16 protein-coding genes are annotated in these 17,219 nt (G+C 68.0%); 12 read left to right on the forward strand and 4 right to left on the reverse strand.

Going from position 1 to position 17,219, the window contains the following annotated elements:
- Positions 1-167 precede the first annotated feature (167 nt).
- From N5K27_RS14070 to N5K27_RS14085, 4 genes are all read left to right on the forward strand, one after another.
- On the forward strand, positions 168-1,418 hold the full coding sequence (locus N5K27_RS14070; RefSeq protein ID WP_087838838.1) for an MFS transporter: 1,251 nt from the start codon (positions 168-170) through the stop codon (positions 1,416-1,418).
- 128 nt (positions 1,419-1,546) lie between these two features.
- Positions 1,547-2,383: a dihydroorotate dehydrogenase electron transfer subunit gene (locus N5K27_RS14075; protein WP_279817193.1), complete on the forward strand. Its 837-nt coding sequence runs from the start codon at positions 1,547-1,549 to the stop codon at positions 2,381-2,383.
- Positions 2,383-3,318 carry a dihydroorotate dehydrogenase gene (locus N5K27_RS14080; RefSeq protein ID WP_132979713.1) on the forward strand — a complete coding sequence of 312 codons (936 nt, stop codon included), beginning with the start codon at positions 2,383-2,385 and terminating at the stop codon, positions 3,316-3,318. Before N5K27_RS14075 ends, N5K27_RS14080 begins: the two co-directional genes overlap by 1 nt.
- A gap of 25 nt (positions 3,319-3,343) precedes the next feature.
- A complete protein-coding gene (locus tag N5K27_RS14085; protein WP_279817248.1) occupies positions 3,344-4,606 on the forward strand; it encodes a hydantoinase/carbamoylase family amidase in 1,263 nt (420 codons plus the stop codon).
- On the opposite strand, the gene N5K27_RS14090 is transcribed toward N5K27_RS14085, so the two are convergent.
- A complete protein-coding gene (locus N5K27_RS14090) occupies positions 4,603-5,508 on the reverse strand; it encodes a LysR family transcriptional regulator (protein WP_279817194.1) in 906 nt (301 codons plus the stop codon). The genes N5K27_RS14085 and N5K27_RS14090 overlap by 4 nt on opposite strands.
- Before the next feature lie 93 nt (positions 5,509-5,601).
- On the opposite strand from N5K27_RS14090, the gene N5K27_RS14095 reads away from it, so the two are divergent.
- Positions 5,602-7,623, forward strand: coding sequence for a metallophosphoesterase (locus N5K27_RS14095; protein WP_279817195.1), 2,022 nt, complete (start codon positions 5,602-5,604; stop codon positions 7,621-7,623).
- A gap of 44 nt (positions 7,624-7,667) precedes the next feature.
- Positions 7,668-8,636, forward strand: coding sequence for a tripartite tricarboxylate transporter substrate-binding protein (locus N5K27_RS14100; RefSeq protein WP_165963141.1), 969 nt, complete (start codon positions 7,668-7,670; stop codon positions 8,634-8,636).
- Between the two features lie 3 nt (positions 8,637-8,639).
- Here N5K27_RS14100 and N5K27_RS14105 read toward each other — a convergent pair whose 3' ends face one another.
- Together N5K27_RS14105 and N5K27_RS14110 are read right to left on the reverse strand one after the other, a co-directional pair.
- Positions 8,640-9,437 carry an exodeoxyribonuclease III gene (locus N5K27_RS14105; RefSeq protein WP_087838831.1) on the reverse strand — a complete coding sequence of 266 codons (798 nt, stop codon included), beginning with the start codon at positions 9,435-9,437 and terminating at the stop codon, positions 8,640-8,642.
- Positions 9,438-9,503: 66 nt separating this feature from the next.
- On the reverse strand, positions 9,504-10,040 hold the full coding sequence (locus N5K27_RS14110; RefSeq protein WP_087838830.1) for a MarR family winged helix-turn-helix transcriptional regulator: 537 nt from the start codon (positions 10,038-10,040) through the stop codon (positions 9,504-9,506).
- Positions 10,041-10,290: 250 nt separating this feature from the next.
- On the opposite strand from N5K27_RS14110, the gene N5K27_RS14115 reads away from it, so the two are divergent.
- From N5K27_RS14115 to pyrE, 6 genes are all read left to right on the forward strand, one after another.
- Positions 10,291-11,277 carry a tripartite tricarboxylate transporter substrate binding protein gene (locus N5K27_RS14115; RefSeq protein ID WP_087838829.1) on the forward strand — a complete coding sequence of 329 codons (987 nt, stop codon included), beginning with the start codon at positions 10,291-10,293 and terminating at the stop codon, positions 11,275-11,277.
- Between the two features lie 36 nt (positions 11,278-11,313).
- Positions 11,314-13,626: a xanthine dehydrogenase family protein molybdopterin-binding subunit gene (locus N5K27_RS14120; RefSeq protein ID WP_279817196.1), complete on the forward strand. Its 2,313-nt coding sequence runs from the start codon at positions 11,314-11,316 to the stop codon at positions 13,624-13,626.
- Positions 13,619-14,485, forward strand: a complete 867-nt coding sequence (locus tag N5K27_RS14125) for a xanthine dehydrogenase family protein subunit M (RefSeq protein WP_279817197.1) — start codon at positions 13,619-13,621, stop codon at positions 14,483-14,485. The genes N5K27_RS14120 and N5K27_RS14125 overlap by 8 nt, the downstream gene beginning before the upstream one ends.
- 9 nt (positions 14,486-14,494) lie before the next feature.
- Complete coding sequence (locus N5K27_RS14130) at positions 14,495-14,971, forward strand: (2Fe-2S)-binding protein (protein ID WP_087838826.1); 477 nt, start codon at positions 14,495-14,497, stop codon at positions 14,969-14,971.
- Positions 14,961-15,779 (forward strand): SRPBCC family protein, encoded by an 819-nt coding sequence (locus tag N5K27_RS14135; RefSeq protein ID WP_130356500.1) that lies wholly within the window; start codon positions 14,961-14,963, stop codon positions 15,777-15,779. Before N5K27_RS14130 ends, N5K27_RS14135 begins: the two co-directional genes overlap by 11 nt.
- A gap of 150 nt (positions 15,780-15,929) precedes the next feature.
- Positions 15,930-16,601 carry an orotate phosphoribosyltransferase gene (gene pyrE, locus N5K27_RS14140; protein WP_087839095.1) on the forward strand — a complete coding sequence of 224 codons (672 nt, stop codon included), beginning with the start codon at positions 15,930-15,932 and terminating at the stop codon, positions 16,599-16,601.
- Here the strand turns inward: pyrE and N5K27_RS14145 are convergent.
- A complete protein-coding gene (locus N5K27_RS14145) occupies positions 16,586-17,218 on the reverse strand; it encodes an isochorismatase family protein (protein ID WP_087838824.1) in 633 nt (210 codons plus the stop codon). The genes pyrE and N5K27_RS14145 overlap by 16 nt on opposite strands.
- Position 17,219 lies beyond the last annotated feature (1 nt).

A 17,219-nucleotide genomic window follows, 5' to 3' on the forward strand; every position in this document is an offset into this window, starting at 1 on the left:
TAGTCTAAAAAAAAAGACTTTCGGCGTAAATGGTTTTTGCCTGCTCCATGCCACAAGCATGTCCGACACGGGCCGTCTCCTCCAGGGGGCGGCGTCGGCGGGAGGCAGCGTCGCCGCCTGGCAGCACTTTTTGATCGATTGATACCTCTTCCTTTCGGAGATAGGAAATGGCAGACAAATACGCCGCGAGCCCCGGGGATATCCCCGCAGGCAAGGCGAACGAGGGCGAAGACTACGCCCGCAAGGCCGTCATCGCGTCGACGGTGGGCTATGCCCTCGACGGATTCGACCTTCTCATCCTGGGCTTCATCCTGGCGGCGATCTCGTCCGACCTGGGGCTGACCAGCACCCAGGCGGGGTCCCTGGTGACCTGGACGCTGGTGGGTGCCGTGGTCGGCGGCATCGTGTTCGGCTGGCTCAGCGACAAGTACGGCCGCGTGCGCGTGCTGAACTGGACCATCCTGCTGTTCGCGGTCTTCACCGGCCTGTGCGCGCTGGCCCAGGGCTACTGGGACCTGCTGGCGTACCGCACCATCGCCGGCCTGGGCCTGGGCGGTGAATTCGGCATCGGCATGGCGCTGGCCGCCGAGGCCTGCCGTCCCGAGCAGCGCGCCCGCATGAGCTCCTACGTCGGCCTGGGCTGGCAGGCGGGCGTGCTGGCCGCGGCGCTGGTCACGCCCATCCTGCTGCCCCTCGTCGGCTGGCGCGGCATGTTCGCCATCGGCGTGCTGCCGGCGGTCGTGGCCTTCGTCATCCGCCACTTCATCGGCGAACCGAAGATCTTCATCGAGAGCCAGAAATCCACGGCGCCGAAGGAGAACTCGTTCAAGCTGCTCGTGGCGGATGCCAAGACCACGCGGGCCAGCCTGGGCGTGGTCATCCTGACCTCGGTGCAGAACTTCGGGTACTACGGCGTGATGATCTGGATGCCGTCGTACCTCAGCAAGCAGTTCGGCTACTCGCTGACCAAGTCGGCGGGCTGGACGGCCATCACCATCATCGGCATGGCCTTCGGCATCTGGCTGTTCGGCCAGCTTGCCGACCGCATCGGCCGCCGCCCCATCTTCCTGCTCTACCAGGTGGGCGCGGTCTTGTCGGTACTGGCCTATTCGCAGCTCGAGTCGCAGTATGCCCTGCTGATCGGCGGCGCCATCATGGGCATGTTCGTCAATGGCATGCTGGGTGGCTACGGCGCCCTGATCTCGGAGCTGTATCCGACGCAGGCGCGGGCGACGGCACAGAACGTGCTGTTCAACATCGGCCGTGCGGTGGGCGGCTTCGGGCCGCTGGCCGTGGGCGCGGTGGCCGCGAAGTACTCGTTCAGCCATGCGATCGCGCTGTTGGCGTCGATCTATGTGCTGGACATCATCGCCACGCTGTTCCTGATCCCGGAACGCAAGGGCGCTGCACTGGAGTAAAGCCCCCCCCTACGCGCTGACGCGCGCCCCCCAGGGGGCGGCACCAGCGGACCGGCGGAGCCGGATCCGCGGTGCCCAAGGTTGGTAGTTATCGAGCGCTGGGGAGTTTGCAGCGCAGAGGAATCAGAATGGAAGTTTTGTCGTCCGAATCGCATGTCGGGTGTTGCGCCGGACCTGCCGCGCCGGATACGCAGGGCGTGGTGATCAGCAATGCATGGATCAACCGGGACTACAAACACCTGGTGCTGGATGCCGGGTTGCCGGCGGCCGGGGCGAAGGCGGGGCAGTTCTTTCATCTGCTGTGTCCTTCCACCGAGCAGGATTCGCCGTTCTTTCGCCGGCCCATGAGCACCTACCGGGCCGATCCGGCCACGGGGCGGGTGGAGTTCCTGTACAAGGTCACCGGCGCGGGCACGCGCGGGCTGGCCACGCTCGAGGCGGGCGACAAGCTGCCGATGCTGGGGCCGCTGGGCGTGGGGTTCACGCTGCCCGCGGGCGCCCGCAACATCGTCGTGCTGGGCCGCGGCGTCGGGCTCGCGACACTGGCGCCCCTGGCCGAGCTGGCGGCTGCCGCGGGCGTGGGCGTGACGGCCATCCTCAGTGCGCGCGATGCGGCCAGCCTGATGTCGCAGGACCGCTTCGCGGCCATCGGGGCGACCATCGTCGAAGTCACCGACGAAGCCGGCACCAGCTCGGTCGAGAACGTCGAGCGCCTGCTGCGCGAGCTGCATGCCGCCGGCCGCGCCGATGCGTTCTATACCTGTGGTTCGTCGCGCCTGACCCTGCTGATGCAGCGCCTGGGCGCCGAGTTGTCCGTGCCGGGCGAAGTGGCGATGGAGCAGCAGATGGCCTGCGGCATCGGCATGTGCTATTGCTGCGTGCGCGCCTTCCGCGAAGGCGACAAGCTGGTCAGCAAGCGCGTCTGCTGGGACGGTCCCGTGTTTCCCCTGGCGGAGGTGGCGTGATGATAGACCTGTCCGTGGATGTAGGTGGACTGCGCCTCTCCAATCCCGTGATGCCGGCCTCGGGCACGTTCGCCGATGGCCTGGCCAACACCATCGATTTCAACCGCCTGGGCGCGTTCGTCACCAAGACCATCACGCACGAGAAGCGTACCGGCAATCCGGTCCCGCGCGTGGCGGAGGTGCACAGCGGCATGCTCAATGCCATCGGCATCCCCAGCAAGGGTTCCGACTATTTCATCCGCGAAAGCATCCCGTTCTACCGGAAGTTCTCGCCGCCGCTGGTGGTCAGCATCTCGGCGCCGTCGAACGACGGCTTCGCGCGGCTGGCGGCCGAACTGTCGCAGGTCGAGGGCGTGGCCGCCATCGAGGCCAACATCTCGTGTCCCAACATCGAAGAGGACGGCAAGGCTTTCGCGATGCATGCCCGCTCCACCGCCGCGGTGGTGAAGGCCCTGCGCGCCTCGACCTCGCTGCCGCTGTGGGTCAAGCTCACCCCCAATACCGGCGAGATCGCCAACGTGGCCCGGGCGGCGCAGGAAGAGGGCGCCGACGCCATCGTGGCGGCCAATACCATCCTGGGCATGGCGATCGACATAGACACGCGCCGGCCCAAGCTGGGCAACGTCATGGGCGGCATGTCGGGTCCGGCGATCAAGCCCATCGTCGTCCGCATGGTGTACCAGTGCCACCGCGCGGTCTCGATTCCCATCATCGGCTGCGGCGGCATCTCCACGGCCGAGGACGCGATCGAATACATGCTGGCCGGCGCGAAGGCCGTGCAGGTGGGAACCGCCACCTTCATCCATCCCACGGCCATGATCGACGTGATCGACGGCCTGGTGCAGTACTGCCGGCGCAAGGGCCTGCCCAGCCTGCAAGGACTGGTGGGGGCGGTGGAGGACACCGGCTTCGTGCCTTTCGAGGCGATGGCTTGAGGGCGACATGACAGCAGCAACCACGATGGCCGGTGCCAAGGCCGTTCCCGGGCGGCAGGACGCGATCGATCTGTTCGAGCGGATCCGCCTGCTCAGCTTCGATGGCGTCGGCGTCTCGCGCGAGAGCTACGGCCCCACCGAGACGGCCGCCCTGGACGCGCTGGTCGAGTGGGCGGGCAGGCATGGCATCGCCGCGCGGACCGATCCCGCCGCCAACGTGGTGTTCTCGCTGCCGGAAGCAGCCGGGCCGGCGCCCATCGTGTGCGGATCGCACGTGGACTCGGTGCCCCAGGGCGGCAACTATGATGGCCTGGCCGGCGTCGTCGCCGGCCTGCTGTGCCTGAAGCGGCTCAAGGACGAGGGCGTGCGGCTGGCTCACCCCCTGTGGGTCGCCGGCATGCGGGGCGAGGAAAGCGCGTGGTTCGGCAAGGCCTACATGGGGTCCAGCGCCATCCTGGGCAAGCTCAAGGCGGACGACCTGGCGCTGCGCAATAAGCGCAGCGGCCGCACGCTGTCCGAAGCCATGGCCGGCGTGGGCGCCGACGTGGACAGCATCGCCGCCGGCAAGCCGGTGCCCTGGGTGTCGGATGTCCGCGCCTACCTGGAGCTGCACATCGAGCAAGGACCGCTGATGGTGGCCCGCAAATGGCCCACGGCCATCGTCTCGGGCATACGCGGCAACATCCGCCACAACCTGGTGCGGTGCATAGGCGAGCCCGGCCATTCCGGCGCCGTGCCGCGCTGGCTGCGCAACGACGCGGTGTTCGCGGTGTCCGACCTGCTGATGCGGCTGGACGAGCACTGGCGCGTGCTGCTGGAACGGGGCAATGACCTGGTCGTGACCTCGGGCGTGATGGGCACCGACCCGGCCGAGCATGCCGTCTCGCGCATTCCCGGCCGCGTCGATTTCAGTTTCGAGGTGCGCAGCGAAAGCACCGAGACGCTGGAGGAGTTCTACCGCGTGATGCGGGGCGAATGCGACGAGGTGGCGCGCCAGCGCGGCGTGCGCTTCGAGTTCGACCGGCGCATCGAATCGGCTCCGGCCACCATGGATGCGCAACTGGTGCAACTGCTGCTGGATACCTCGGCGGAACTGGGCTTGCCGGCCGAGAAGATTCCCAGCGGCGCGGGGCACGACGCCGCCCTGTTCGCCAACGCCGGCATCCCCTCGGGCATGATCTTCATCCGCAACGAGAACGGCTCGCACAATCCGGCCGAGGCCATGGAGATCGACGACTTCATGGCGGGCGTGGACGTGCTGTACCGGTCGCTGCCGAAACTGGCTTAGCGGGAAGCCAGCGCCTCGGCGACGGCCTCCCGCAGCGCTTCCGAGGCCGCCGTGGGCGCCGCCGCGGCGCGCATCATCCAGTGCACCTCCCAGCGCGTGTCGCCGTGTTCGATGGCGCGCACGTCGTAGTGCGCCGCATCCAGATGGCGGGCGGCGAACGCAGGCAGCAGCGTCATGCCCAGGCCGCACCGGACCATTTCCAGCGCCGTCGAGTACAGCCTGACCTCCTGCACCGCGTTCAGCGCCACGCCGGCCCGCGACAACTGTAGAAAGACCTCGCGCCATTGGCCGCTGACCCGGTCCGTCAGGATTACCTCGGCGTGCTGCAAGGCCTGCCATTTCATCCTGCGTCCGCCCGCCGGGGCTGGCGGCGCCTTGCCGCGCGCATACACCGCGTGCATGCGGTCGCGCACCAGCGGTTCGGTGCGCAGCACGGTGGCCAGGGCCGGGCTGGCGCCGGGCGAGCCGATGGCGACGTCCACTTCGTCGGCCGCCAGCCGTTGCGAGGCCTGTTCCACCGGCACGTCCAGCACGTCGACCGCCACCAGCGGATGCCGCGCGCGGAACAGTGCCAGCGCGCGCGGGAAGAAAGTGGCCGCGGTCAGCGGCCCCACCGCGACGCGGATGCGGCCACCTTGCAGTTCCCCAACGCTGCGCAGCCCGGCCACCGTGCGATGAATGTCGGCCAGCACGCGGTTGGCGGTTTCGCACAAGGTCTTGCCCGCCGCCGTTAGGCGTACCGTGCGCCCCCGCTCCACCAGCTCCACGCCCACCTGTTGTTCGAGTTCCTTGATCGTCACGCTGACGGCGGACTGCGTCAGCGCCAGCGCATCGGCCGTCGCGGTGAAGCTGCCGGTGTTGGCCAGGGTCGCGAGCGCGTGGAGCTGACGGAGCGTGACCATGATTTTCATGAATCCATGGATGAGAAAAATGAATTTTATTAATTCCAAAGCTTGCTGGATACTGGCCTTTCGCTTTCATGGCCGACCCGCAACATGGCTTCTTCCCCTCTCTTTCGCTTCGCCGTCATCGCCGACAGCCACGTCAATCCTTCGGAACAGGACAACATCTCGCCGTTCGAGTCGCATCGGCTGACCAATGAGCGGCTGCGGCATACCGTGGCCATGCTCAACGCGCTGGCGCCGGCCTTCGTCGTGCACGTGGGGGACATGATCCATCCGGTGCCCGAGGCCGTCTCCTATCCGCAGGCCGTGCGGCAGTTCCGCGCCACCATGGCGGCGCTGGCCTGTCCGGTCCATCTGGTGCCCGGCAACCACGACGTGGGCGACAAGCAGGCCGACTACGTGCCGGCGGGCGCCATCCGTCCCGAGTACGTGGAGCTGTACAGCCGGCATTTCGGGGAACATTTCTACGGCTTCGACCGGCAGGGCTGCCACTTCGCCGTCATCAACACCTCGCTCATCAACTCGGGGCTGCCGCAGGAGCGCGAGCAGGCGGCGTGGCTGGAGGCAGACCTGGCGGCGCACGCGGGGCAGCGCATCTTTCTGTTCATGCACTATCCGCCCTTCGTCGCCACCCGCGACGAGAATGGGCATTACGACAACATCGACGAACCGGGACGAAGCTGGCTGCTGGACGTCGTCGAGCGCCACAAGGTGGCGGCGGCGTTCACGGGCCACGTCCACAACTTCTTCCTGAACCGCCACGCGGACACGAATTTCTACCTGATGCCGTCCACCGCCTTCGTGCGCGCCGATTATTCGGAAACGCTGCACGTGGGCCAGCCGCCCGAGAACGAGAACGGCCGTAACGACGTCGCCAAGCTGGGGGTCATGGTGGTCGACGTCCATGAAGAGCGGATCGTGACGCAGTTTCTCCGCAGCTTCGGCGGCGGATCGGATCGGTCGGCCGCGCAGCGCGACTGGCCGCGCCTGCCTCCCTCGGCCGGCGAACTGCCCGCGCCGGGCGTGGAACTGCGCCATGGCTGGACCGTGCTGTACGACATTCCGTACAGCAGCATGCTGGACGAGTTCCGGCGCAAGCGGGCGCGCAACGACTACCCCATCCTGGCGCTGTGGGAGATGGGCGTGCGCCGGCTGCGCGTGCCGCTGGACGATTTGCTCGACGCGGGCTCGCGCGCACGCGTGGAAGCGGTGGCCGAGCAGGGCTGCCGCTTCGCGGTGTTCCATTTCGGCTGGCCGGACGAGGCCGCGCTGGACGTCGTGAGCCGGCATCGCCACCTGTTGGACGGGCTGGAGCTGGTCCTGAGATGGCCGCCCGCGCCCGACCTGGAGGCGCGGCTTGCGGCGGCACGGGAGCGCGCGGGCGTGCCGCTCGTCCTGTCGCGCTTCTGGAACGCTTCGGGCGAGTCGCGCGACGGCAAGCAGATCAAGCTGCTGGTGGACCATGGCTTCACGGTCGACGACGACCTGCCCGCCACCGCGCAGGTGGACGGCCTGGTCTTTCGCATCGCCCGCGATACCTGCGCGCGCGAGGGCATCGCGCGCGCGGCCGCCGCGGCCGAGGGCAGGGGCCTGCGCGCCCAGGTGCACGTGCGGCTGGCCGACGACAGCCCCGCGCAAGCGCAGTACGACGAATGGCGCAATACCTGCCGCGTGCTGGAGACGGCGCTATGCAGCCACTTCCACCGCGACCATCGCGTTTTTCTGGACACCCTGGGTGACGTGGACCGCGGCTACTTTCCAAGGGCCGGACTGATCGACCGCCGGGGCAATCCGCGCCTGCCCGGCCGGACGCTGCGCAACCTGAACGGCGCCTTGTCGGAGCTGCCGCCGCTGCGGGTGCTGGACTGGCACGAGACCGCCGATGGCCTGCTGGGCGAGGCCCGCGCGGGCGACGCGGTATTGCTGCTGCCCCTGCCGGAAACGTCCGACCGGGCCTGGCAGGGACCGATGCCGAGCCTGCCGGACCACTACCGGGGCTATCGCGTGGACCTTGGCACCGGCGCTCAGACCGCGGTGGAAGGGGACACCGGCCGTCCCATCCGTTGCGAGGCCGGCGAGCCGGCCTTGTGGGTCCTGCACCCGGCGCCCTGAACGCATCGCCACCCAGAATGTCTCGATTCACGAGGGAGAATGCCATGATGTTCCGATTGTCCTGTCTGACCGCCATCGCCCTGCTGTCTGCCCTTCAGCCGGCGGCGGCCCAGTCCTATCCCGCGCGGCCCCTGAAGGCCGTGGTCCCCTTTCCCGCGGGCGGTGCCATCGACGTGGCCGCGCGGCTGGTGCTGGAAGGCATGGCTGCCTCGCTGGGCCAGCCCGTCGTGGTCGAGAACAAGCCCGGCGCCTCGGGCAACATCGGCACGCAGCAGGTCGCCCGCGCGCCGGCCGACGGCTACACCCTGCTGCTGGGCGCGGCGGTGAACACCGCCGTCAGCCCCGTCATGTATACGAAGCTCGACTACAGCGTGGACAAGGACCTGGCGCCGCTGGCCCAGTTCGGCAACGCCGCCAACCTGATCTATGTCCACCCTTCCTTCCCGGCCAGGACGCTGCCCGGCGTGCTGGAAGAACTCAAGCGCCATCCCGGCAAGTACGCCTACGCATCGCCCGGCAGCGGCACGACCGTCCACCTCACGATGGAGCTGCTCAGGGCGCGCCAGAACCTGGCCGTGCAGCACGTGCCGTTCAAGGGCAGCCCGGCGGCGATATCCGCGGTCGCGGGCGACCAGCTGAAACTGGGCATAGACGCCGCGGGCCCCACGCTGCCTTTCGTACAGGGCGAGCGCGTCGTCCCCGTGGCGGTGACGGCCTCGAAACGGCTGGCGGCCCTGCCCGATGTACCTACCTTCGCGGAAGCCGGCGTGAACGTCGCCCTGCCGTCGTCCTACCTGGGCTTCTACCTGCCCGCCGGCGTACCCGCGGGCATCGCCGAGCGCCTGGCGGCGGAGGCCGAGAAGGCCCTGGCGCGGCCCGAGGTTGCCGGCAAGCTGCGGCAACTGGGCGTCGAGCCCGAGTTCCTGGGCCCCCAGGCCTTCGCCGCCAAGGTCAAGCAGGAGCGGGCGATGTGGGCCGAGGCGGTCAAGTTGTCCGGGGCGACCATAGACTGAGGCTCAGGCCAGCTTCCAGTCGTAGTCGACCGTCAGCGGCGCGTGGTCGGAGAACCGCTCTTCCTTGTAGATGGCCGCCGCCTTCGCCGTGCCGGCGATGCCCGGCGTGGCGATCTGGTAGTCGATGCGCCACCCCACGTTCTTGGCCCAGGCCTGGCCCCGGTTGCTCCACCAGGTATAGGCCTCGCCGGTGGTCTCCGGATGCAGCCGGCGGTACACGTCCACCCAGCCGATCTCGTCGAACACCTTGGTCAGCCAGGCGCGTTCCTCGGGCAGGAAACCGCTGTTCTTCTGGTTGCTTTTCCAGTTCTTCAGGTCGATTTCCTGGTGCGCGATGTTCCAGTCGCCGCAGATGACGAACTCGCGGCCGGTGTCGCGGTGTTCGGCCATCAGGCCCGAGAGCCAGGGCGCGAAGCGGTCCAGGAAGCGGTATTTGGCCTGCTGGCGCTCGTCGCCGCTGCTGCCCGAGGGCAGGTAGGCGCTGACCACGGACAGGCCGGGCCAGTCGATGCGCAGGATGCGGCCTTCGGCGTCGAATTCTTCCTTGTCGAAGCCGCTGATGACCGATTCGCAGGCGCGTTTCACGTAGGCGCCCACGCCGCTGTAGCCCTTTTTCTGGGCCGGGAAGAAATGCCCTTCGTAGCCCGGCGGGTGGCGCATGTCGTCGGTCAGGTCGGCGTCCTGGGCCTTCAGTTCCTGCAGGCAGACGACGTCGGCGCCGGTTGCGCCGAGCCAGGGGAAGAAGCCCTTGCGGGAAGCCGAACGGATACCGTTGAGGTTGATGGAAACGATGCGCAGCAAGACCGGCTCCTGGAAAAAACGGATGACCGGCCGAATTCTACGCGGTGTGTCCGGGCGCCGCCGGGGTCAGTCCTGGTCGGGCGGGCCTTCCTCGTCATGGCAGGCGCGCCGCAGCTTGTGCAGCGTCCGGTACAGCACCTGCCGTTCTTCGTTGTCGAGCACGCGGATCATGGCGGCCTGGGCGCGCTGGGCGACCGGCATGGCGCGGTTGTACAGCGCCTGGCCATCGGCCGAAAGCCGGCAGGTCAGCCCCCGGCGCGGCGAGCCGGCCACCGGTTCGAGGATGACGAGGCCGCGCGTCTCCAGCAGGCGCATGGCGCGGCTGACCAGCGATTTGTCGGTTTCCGACCGTGTGACCAGTTCCGAGAAGGGCAGGCATTGCGCCTCGGCCACCACCGACAGCATGCGCCATTCGGCCATGGTCAATCCGAACTGGTCGGAATAGGGCAGGGTCACGACCCGGCGCAGCGAGTTGCCGGTGCGGACCACCAGCGTGGTGATGAAGTCGTCCACGGACAGGCCGGTGCCCTGTTCGTCGATGTCCGTCCAGGGGTCGCCGCCGGTGGACGGGGTACGCGGGGGGGACTTTTTTTTCGGGGGCATGGATGAGCTGGTTGGCGAGAGGGGGGCCGGCGTGGGACGGAGGATTATTTCATAGTGCCCTGGACGTTATGTCTGAATGAATATTTCGAAATCCAAGGGAATTTTGTTCCGGCTTGTCAATCGGTACAATCTTAGTGTTGATGCATCAACAAGAAAAGTGGATGATCGCGTTTCCTGGGTGAACAGATGTTTCACTAGTGAATCGGTGTTTATATCTATCCGTACCCGATCGTCCCTTTCGGAGCCAGTGATGAATCTCTATCGCCGCCAGATGCTTGCCGCCGCCATGGCGATCACCACCTGCTGTGCCGGCCTGGGCGTCGCCCAGGCGGCCGGCTATCCCGCCAAGCCGATCACCGTCATCGTGTCGTATCCGCCGGGCGGCGACACCGACGCCATCGCGCGCCTGTTCGCCGAAAAGCTGGGCGAGCGCCTGAAGCAGTCGGTCATCGTCGAGAACAAGGGCGGCGCCGGCGGCACGGTGGGCAACGGCTATGTCGGACGTGCCGCGCCCGACGGCTACACGCTGCTGTTCACGCCCAATCCGTTCACCACCGCGCCCATGGTGCTGGGCCTGTCGCCCGCCCAGAGCTACGACGTGCTGAACGGCTTCGAGCCCATCAACCAGACCGCCGTGCAGCCGCTGGTGCTGGTGGCCAATCCCAAGACCGGCTTCAAGACGGTGAAGGACATGATCGATGCCGCGAAATCCGGCAAGACGGTGTCCTACGCCACCCCGGGCGCGGGCTCGCCCATGCACGTGATCGCCGAATGGCTCAACCGCGAGGCCAAGGTATCCATCCAGCACGTGCCGTACCGCGGCGTGGGACCGTCGGTGACCGACGTCGTCGCCGGCCATGTCGATACCGCCTGGGTCACGCTGGGCCCGGTCTCGCAGTACTTCGCCACCGGCCGCCTGGTGCCGCTGGCCATCGGCGATGCCAAGCGGTCGCCGCTCGCGCCCAATATCCCGACCCTGGTCGAGTCCGGCTACAAGGACATCGTGGTGGGATCGTGGAACGGTTTCTTCGCGCCCAAGGGCACGCCCGCCGATGCCGTCAAGCTGCTGAACGGCCACCTGAACGAGATCCTGAAGCAGCAGGACGTGATCCAGAAGCTGGCCACCTACGGCGCATTTCCGCACGGCGGCGAACCCGCCGAACTCGGCCGCACCAATGCACGCGAGTATGAAGTGGTGGGCGGCATCATCAAGTCCCTGGGCATCAAGGCGCAGTAAGCCCGCCATGCAGGGACCGAGCAACAGGAGTTCAGGATGAACGCATCCACGCTGGGCAAGGCCATTCCCCAGGTCAATGCGCGTTCCAAGGTGTTGGGGCGCGCGCAATATGCCGGCGATGTGAAGGTCGCCGGGATGCTGCATGGCAAGGTGCTGCGCAGTCCCTATCCGCATGCGCGCATCGTTCGCATCGACACTTCGGCGGCGCTTGCGCTGCCGGGCGTCAAGGCGGTGCTGACGGGCGCGGATGCGCCGCGCGCCATGTGGGGGGTGCATCACAAGGAGCGGCGCATCCTGGCCGAGGGCGTCGTGCGCTTCGCCGGGGAAGAAGTGGCCGCGGTCGCGGCCACGACCGAGGAGATCGCGCGCGATGCCCTTGACCTGATCTTGGTCAAGTACGAGGAACTGCCGGCCATCCTGACGCCCGAGGAGGCGTTGGATGAAGAAGCGCCCGGCGTGCATCCCGGCCGCAACAATGTTTCGCACGAGATCAAGTTTCATCTTGGCGACGTGGATGCGGGGTTCGCCAAGGCGGATCTCGTCTACGAGGCGACATACGACTGCCATGCCCAGTACCCCGGGTATCTCGAACCCATGGCGACGGTGGCGACCATCGATCCGGATGGACGCCTCCAGGTATGGACCTCCACGCAATCCATATTCCAGGCGCGGATGCGCCTGGCGGCGGCGCTCGAGATGCCCGTCTCGGACATCCGTGTCATGCAGGCCACGACCGGGGGCGGCTTCGGCGGGAAGATGGTTGAGGATGCCAACAATCTGATCGCCGGCCTGCTGGCGGTCAAGACCGGCCGGCCCGTGCGGGTGGTGAATAACCGCCTGGAGGACTTCCTGGCCTGCTGTTCCAGCGTGCCCGAGCGCATCACGTTGAAGCTGGGCATGGCCAGGGACGGCCGCATCGTCGCCAAGGACGTGCGCATCGTTGCCGAATGCGGCGCATACAGCGGCCTGTCGGCCGAGGTGATGCACGTGACGGCCATGCGAAGCGACAATATGCATCGCCTGGAGAACGTGCGATCGCATGCGACGCTGGTCTATACCAACAACCCGCCGCATGGCGCGTTCCGAGGCTTCGGCGGCGCGCAGATGCAGTTCGCGCTCAACAGCCACATCCATATGATGGCTGAGCAACTGGGACTGGATCCGGTGGAGATCCACAAGCTCAACGCGCACGAGGCGGGGGACACCTCGATACATGGCTGGAAGATAGGCAGCACTGGTTTGCGAGAATGCATAGACCAGTGCATCGACGCCATCCAGTGGAAGGCCAAGCGCGCCGGCAAGGGTAATCAGGCCAGGGGCTCCAGGCCTCGCGGCGTCGGCATGGCCGCCGCGATGCACGTCAGCGGAAACCGCACCATCGGCAACTGGGACGGCTCGACGGTGATCGTCAAGATCAACGAGGACGGCCGCGCGGTGATCCACAGCGGCGAATGCGACATGGGGCAGGGCGCCATGACCATGCTGAGCCAGGTCGTCGCCCATGAGTTGAACATCCCCCTGGACCACGTGCACGTGGTCGCGCCGGATACCGACATTTCGCCGTACGCCATCGGCTCGCTGGCCTCGCGCGTGACGATCGCGGCGGGCAATGCGGCCATTCTGGCCGCACGCAAGGCACGCGAGGCGCTGATCGGGCTTGCCGCCACGAAGCTGGAGGTCCCGGCCGACGACCTGGAGATCGCGGACGGCTTCATCCTTTCCCGGAACGCGCCCGGCAAGCGCGCCTCCATCGCCGAAATCGCCAGGCTGCACATCTGGCGCCACGACGGCGAAGGCCTGCAGGTCAGCGCCACCTGGGATGCCAAGACCGTCATGCACGGCGACGTCCACGGCAACATCGCGCCGGCGCATTCGTACGCGGCGCAGGCCGTCGAGGTTGAGGTCGACACCGAGACCGGCCGGGTCACGGTGCTGGATTCCTATGTGTCGGACGACTGCGGCAAGGCCTTCAACCCGCTGGCCGTCCACGGCCAGAGCAACGGCGCGGCGGCGCAGGCCATGGGCTGGGCGCTGTACGAGCAATTGCAGCTGGAGAACGGCCGGCTGGCCAACGGCAATTTCGCCGACTACAACATGCCCACCGCCGATTCCATCCCGCTGCTGCGCTCGGGCATCGTGGAGTCCAACGATCCCAACGGACCCTACGGGGCCAAGGGCGCGAGCGAGACGGCCATCCTGCCGGGCGCGCCGGCCATCGCCAACGCGGTCTACGACGCCATCGGCGTGCGCATCACGGACCTGCCGATCACGCCCGAGAAGGTGCTGGCGGGCCTGCGCGCCCTGCGCCAGGCGCGCGAACAGGAACAAGGAGGCTCCCGCCATGCGTGATTTCGATTTCCTCGAGCCGGCATCGGTGGCCGAGGCCAGCCGCATGCTGGCGGACCTGGGCGAGGACTGCCGGGTCATGGCCGGCGGCACGGCGCTGATGCTGGCCATGCGCCAGCGCATGCTGGTGCCCTCGCACATCGTCTCGGTCGCGCGCATCGAGGCCTTGCGCGGGATCCGCTTCGATCCCGTGGATGGCCTGCGCATAGGCGCGCTGGTGCGCCACACGGACGTGGCCGATTCGGCCGTCGTGAAGCAGCACTATCCCATGCTGGCGGCCATGGCGGCCCAGGTCGCCAATCCCCAGGTGCGCAACCAGGGCACGCTGGGCGGCAACCTCTGCTATGCCGATCCGTCCACCGATCCGCCCACCTGCCTGATGTCGCTGGGTGCGCGCGTTGTCCTGGGCAGCGCGCGCGGCCAGCGGGAGCTGTCCATCGAGGAATTCCTGGTGGACTACTACGTCACCGCCATCGAACCCGACGAGATCGTCGTCGAGATCCGCGTGCCGGCGCCGCCCGCCGATTTCTCCGGCCTGTACACCCGCTTCCTGCGCACCGCCGCCGAGCACCGGCCGCTGATCGGCCTGTCGCTGGCCACGCGCCGCAGCGGCGGCGCCTGCCGCGAAGCCGTCCTGGCGGTGGGCGCGTCCACGCCCATTCCCTGCCGCGTGCCCCGGGCGGAGCACTTCCTGGCCGGCAAGACCATCACGCCCGAGGTGGCCGCCGAGGCCGCGGACATCGTCGCGGCCGACATCCAGCCCGTTTCCGACGCGCGCGGTTCGGACGAATTCCGCCGCGCCATGGTGCGGGTGGTCGCCAGGCGCACCATCGCCGCGCTGTATGGGCTGGCCACGGACTGAGGAAGAATCATGAGCAAGCACCTGATCGAAGTCACCGTCAACGGTGAAAAGCACAGTGCCGAAGTCCCCGCGCGCCGCATGCTGTCGGATTTCCTGCGGGACGACCTGAACCTGACCGGCACCAAGCGCGGCTGCGAGACCGGCATCTGCGGCGCCTGCTCGGTGCTGGTGGACGGCGAGGTGGTCAAGTCCTGCCTGTCGCTGGCGGTCCAGGCCAACGGGCGCAGCATCACGACGGTGGAGGGCCTGGCCAAGGGCGGCGAACTGCATCCCCTGCAGCAGAGCTTCATGGAATGCGGCGGCCTGCAATGCGGCTACTGCACGCCGGGCATGCTGATGACGGCCTGCCACCTGCTCGAGCGCAACCCCCGGCCCACGGCCGACGAGGTCCGCGAAGGGCTGAACGGCAACCTGTGCCGCTGCACGGGCTATGCCCAGATCGTCGAGTCCATCCTCGACGCTTCGGAGAAAATGCGTGGAAATTGAGAAAGTCTTAACGGTGGCGGCCCCGGCCGCCAAGGTCTGGGACATGCTGCTGGATCCCACGGTAATGGCCAGCTGCGTGCCCGGGATGAAATCCATCGAGGTGGTCAGCGACGTCGAGTACAACGCCGTCATCCACGTCAAGATCAGCTTCATCAGCGCCAAGTTCAAGCTCAGGACGCGCATCGTCGAGCAGCGCGCCCCCGAATACCTGCGCGCCGAAGGCACCGGCGAGGACTCCTCGGTGGCCAGTTCGCTGAAGCAGCAGAGCGAGATCTTCCTGACGGCGCTGCCCGATGGACAGACCGAGCTGCGCACCAAGGTCACGGTCGACGTCGTGGGCCGGCTGGGCACCTTCGGCCTGAGCGTCATGAAGACCAAGGCCGACCGGATGTGGGAAGAGTTCAGCCAGAACCTGGCGACCCGCCTGGCCGGCGGCGAGATTCCCGGCGCGGACCAGGTAACCATTACGCGCAGGGAGCCCCAGGCGCCGGGAGGCCCGGCTGAGGCGGCCGCGCAGGCGGCGCCCGCCCGCGCCCCCGTCCGTGCGGCCGCCGCGGCCAGTCCGGCCGCCCCCGTGGCCGCCCCGGAGCCGGCCTTTGCCGCCCCGGCCGCACGGGTCAACGGCCAGGAAGCCAGCCGCGCCTCGGTCTCCGATGGCGGCTGGTGGTCGCGCCTGCTGGGGGGCCGCGGCGGCTCCGGGCGCAGTATCCATATCGAGCTGCGCCGTGGCGATACCGCCCTGACCGTGGACTGGCCGGTGGAGGAGGCGGGCAAGTGCGCCGCCTGGCTACGGGACGTTTTGAAGTAGATTCGCCCGGGGGCCCCGAGCCGTTTTACAATCACGCTGGCCCATCGCGCCGCCGGGGGAAGGCCTTCCCCCGTGCCGTTGTGACTTCGTACCGTGACCGCCGTGCCCCAGACCGCTACCGCCCCCCGTCCCGCCGACACCGAGCCCTCGATCGACGAGAGCCGTTTCCGTACCGATTTCGTCCGCTTCGCCACCGAGCTGGGCGTGCTGCGATTCGGCGCGTTCACGACCAAGGCGGGCCGGCTGAGTCCCTACTTCTTCAACGCCGGACTGTTCAACAGCGGCGCGGCCGTGGGACGGTTGGCCGAGTTCTACGCCCAGGCGCTGCTGGCCTCGGACGTCGAGTTCGACATGTTGTACGGTCCGGCCTACAAGGGCATCCCGCTGGTCACCGCCACCGCGGTCGCGCTGGCCGCCCGCGGTCGCGACGTGCCCTTCGCGTTCAACCGCAAGGAAGCCAAGGACCACGGCGAAGGCGGCTCGCTGGTGGGCGCGCCGCTGGAAGGCCGCGTGGTCATCATCGACGACGTGATCTCGGCCGGCACCTCGGTGCGCGAATCGGTGCGCCTGATCCAGGCCGCCAAGGCCAAGCCGGCCGCCGTGCTGATCGCGCTGGACCGCATGGAGCGGGTCGGTCCCGACGACGCCCTGTCCGAGCACTCGGCGGTGCAGGACGTGGTGCGCACCAACGGCTGCCCGGTGGTCAGCATCGCCTCGCTGGACGACATCCTGGACATGATCCAGCAGGGCGGCGGGGGCGGGGAATTCGAACAGCACCGCGAGGCGGTGCTGGCGTACCGAGCGCGCTACGGGGTGATCTGAACCTGATCCACCGCTGGCGCGGTCATCAGCTCGGCTAGAGACATGACTTCGGCGTATTTCTGCCGCAGGTCGAACAGGCTTGCCTGATGAGGCCCCCAGGCGCGGTCTCCGACACAATCCGAAACGACAACCGGGACGAAACCCGCGCACATGGCGTCGAGGGCGCTGGCGCGGACGCAGCCGCTTGTCGTCGCTCCGGTCACGAGCAACGTCCGGACGCCACGCTGCGCCAGCCAGGGCGCCAGGTTCGTGGAGTGGAAAGCGGATGGCGTCGTCTTGCGCAGCACCAGTTCTCCCGCGATGGGGGCCAGTGCGTCGACCACGGCGCTTTCGGGCGCGTGTTCGGTCAGCCGCAGCAGCCCCGGAACCTTCTGGCTGAACAGGTTGGCATCCGCGCCGTCGTTCGCGTACACGACGCGGCTGTAGGCGACCGGCCACCGCCTGATTCGGGCTTCGCGTAGCAGCAGGACAGCGCGTGCTATCGCCTGTTGGATAGCGAGGCTGCCGAACAGGGCTGGATCGGCGAAGGCGTTGACGAAGTCGACCACCAGCAGCCCGATGGGGGGCTGGACGTCGAGGGTCGCGCCGAAACCCTGCCGGGTGTAGATGTCGTCCATG

Origin of the sequence: Pigmentiphaga sp. GD03639, assembly GCF_029845405.1 — a bacterium.
GTDB classification, from domain to species: domain Bacteria; phylum Pseudomonadota; class Gammaproteobacteria; order Burkholderiales; family Burkholderiaceae_B; genus Pigmentiphaga; species Pigmentiphaga daeguensis.

Excerpts from the sequence above, each read along its gene's own strand:
- N5K27_RS14070 (WP_087838838.1), top strand. The coding sequence starts at position 168 with ATGGCAGACAAATACGCCGCGAGCCCCGGGGATATCCCCGCAGGCAAG.
- N5K27_RS14075 (WP_279817193.1), top strand. The coding sequence starts at position 1,547 with ATGGAAGTTTTGTCGTCCGAATCGCATGTCGGGTGTTGCGCCGGACCT.
- N5K27_RS14080 (WP_132979713.1), top strand. The coding sequence starts at position 2,383 with ATGATAGACCTGTCCGTGGATGTAGGTGGACTGCGCCTCTCCAATCCC.
- N5K27_RS14085 (WP_279817248.1), top strand. The coding sequence starts at position 3,344 with ATGGCCGGTGCCAAGGCCGTTCCCGGGCGGCAGGACGCGATCGATCTG.
- N5K27_RS14090 (WP_279817194.1), bottom strand. The coding sequence starts at position 5,508 with ATGGTCACGCTCCGTCAGCTCCACGCGCTCGCGACCCTGGCCAACACC.
- N5K27_RS14095 (WP_279817195.1), top strand. The coding sequence starts at position 5,602 with ATGGCTTCTTCCCCTCTCTTTCGCTTCGCCGTCATCGCCGACAGCCAC.
- N5K27_RS14100 (WP_165963141.1), top strand. The coding sequence starts at position 7,668 with ATGATGTTCCGATTGTCCTGTCTGACCGCCATCGCCCTGCTGTCTGCC.
- N5K27_RS14110 (WP_087838830.1), bottom strand. The coding sequence starts at position 10,040 with ATGCCCCCGAAAAAAAAGTCCCCCCCGCGTACCCCGTCCACCGGCGGC.
- N5K27_RS14115 (WP_087838829.1), top strand. The coding sequence starts at position 10,291 with ATGAATCTCTATCGCCGCCAGATGCTTGCCGCCGCCATGGCGATCACC.
- N5K27_RS14120 (WP_279817196.1), top strand. The coding sequence starts at position 11,314 with ATGAACGCATCCACGCTGGGCAAGGCCATTCCCCAGGTCAATGCGCGT.
- N5K27_RS14125 (WP_279817197.1), top strand. The coding sequence starts at position 13,619 with ATGCGTGATTTCGATTTCCTCGAGCCGGCATCGGTGGCCGAGGCCAGC.
- N5K27_RS14130 (WP_087838826.1), top strand. The coding sequence starts at position 14,495 with ATGAGCAAGCACCTGATCGAAGTCACCGTCAACGGTGAAAAGCACAGT.
- N5K27_RS14145 (WP_087838824.1), bottom strand. The coding sequence starts at position 17,218 with ATGGACGACATCTACACCCGGCAGGGTTTCGGCGCGACCCTCGACGTC.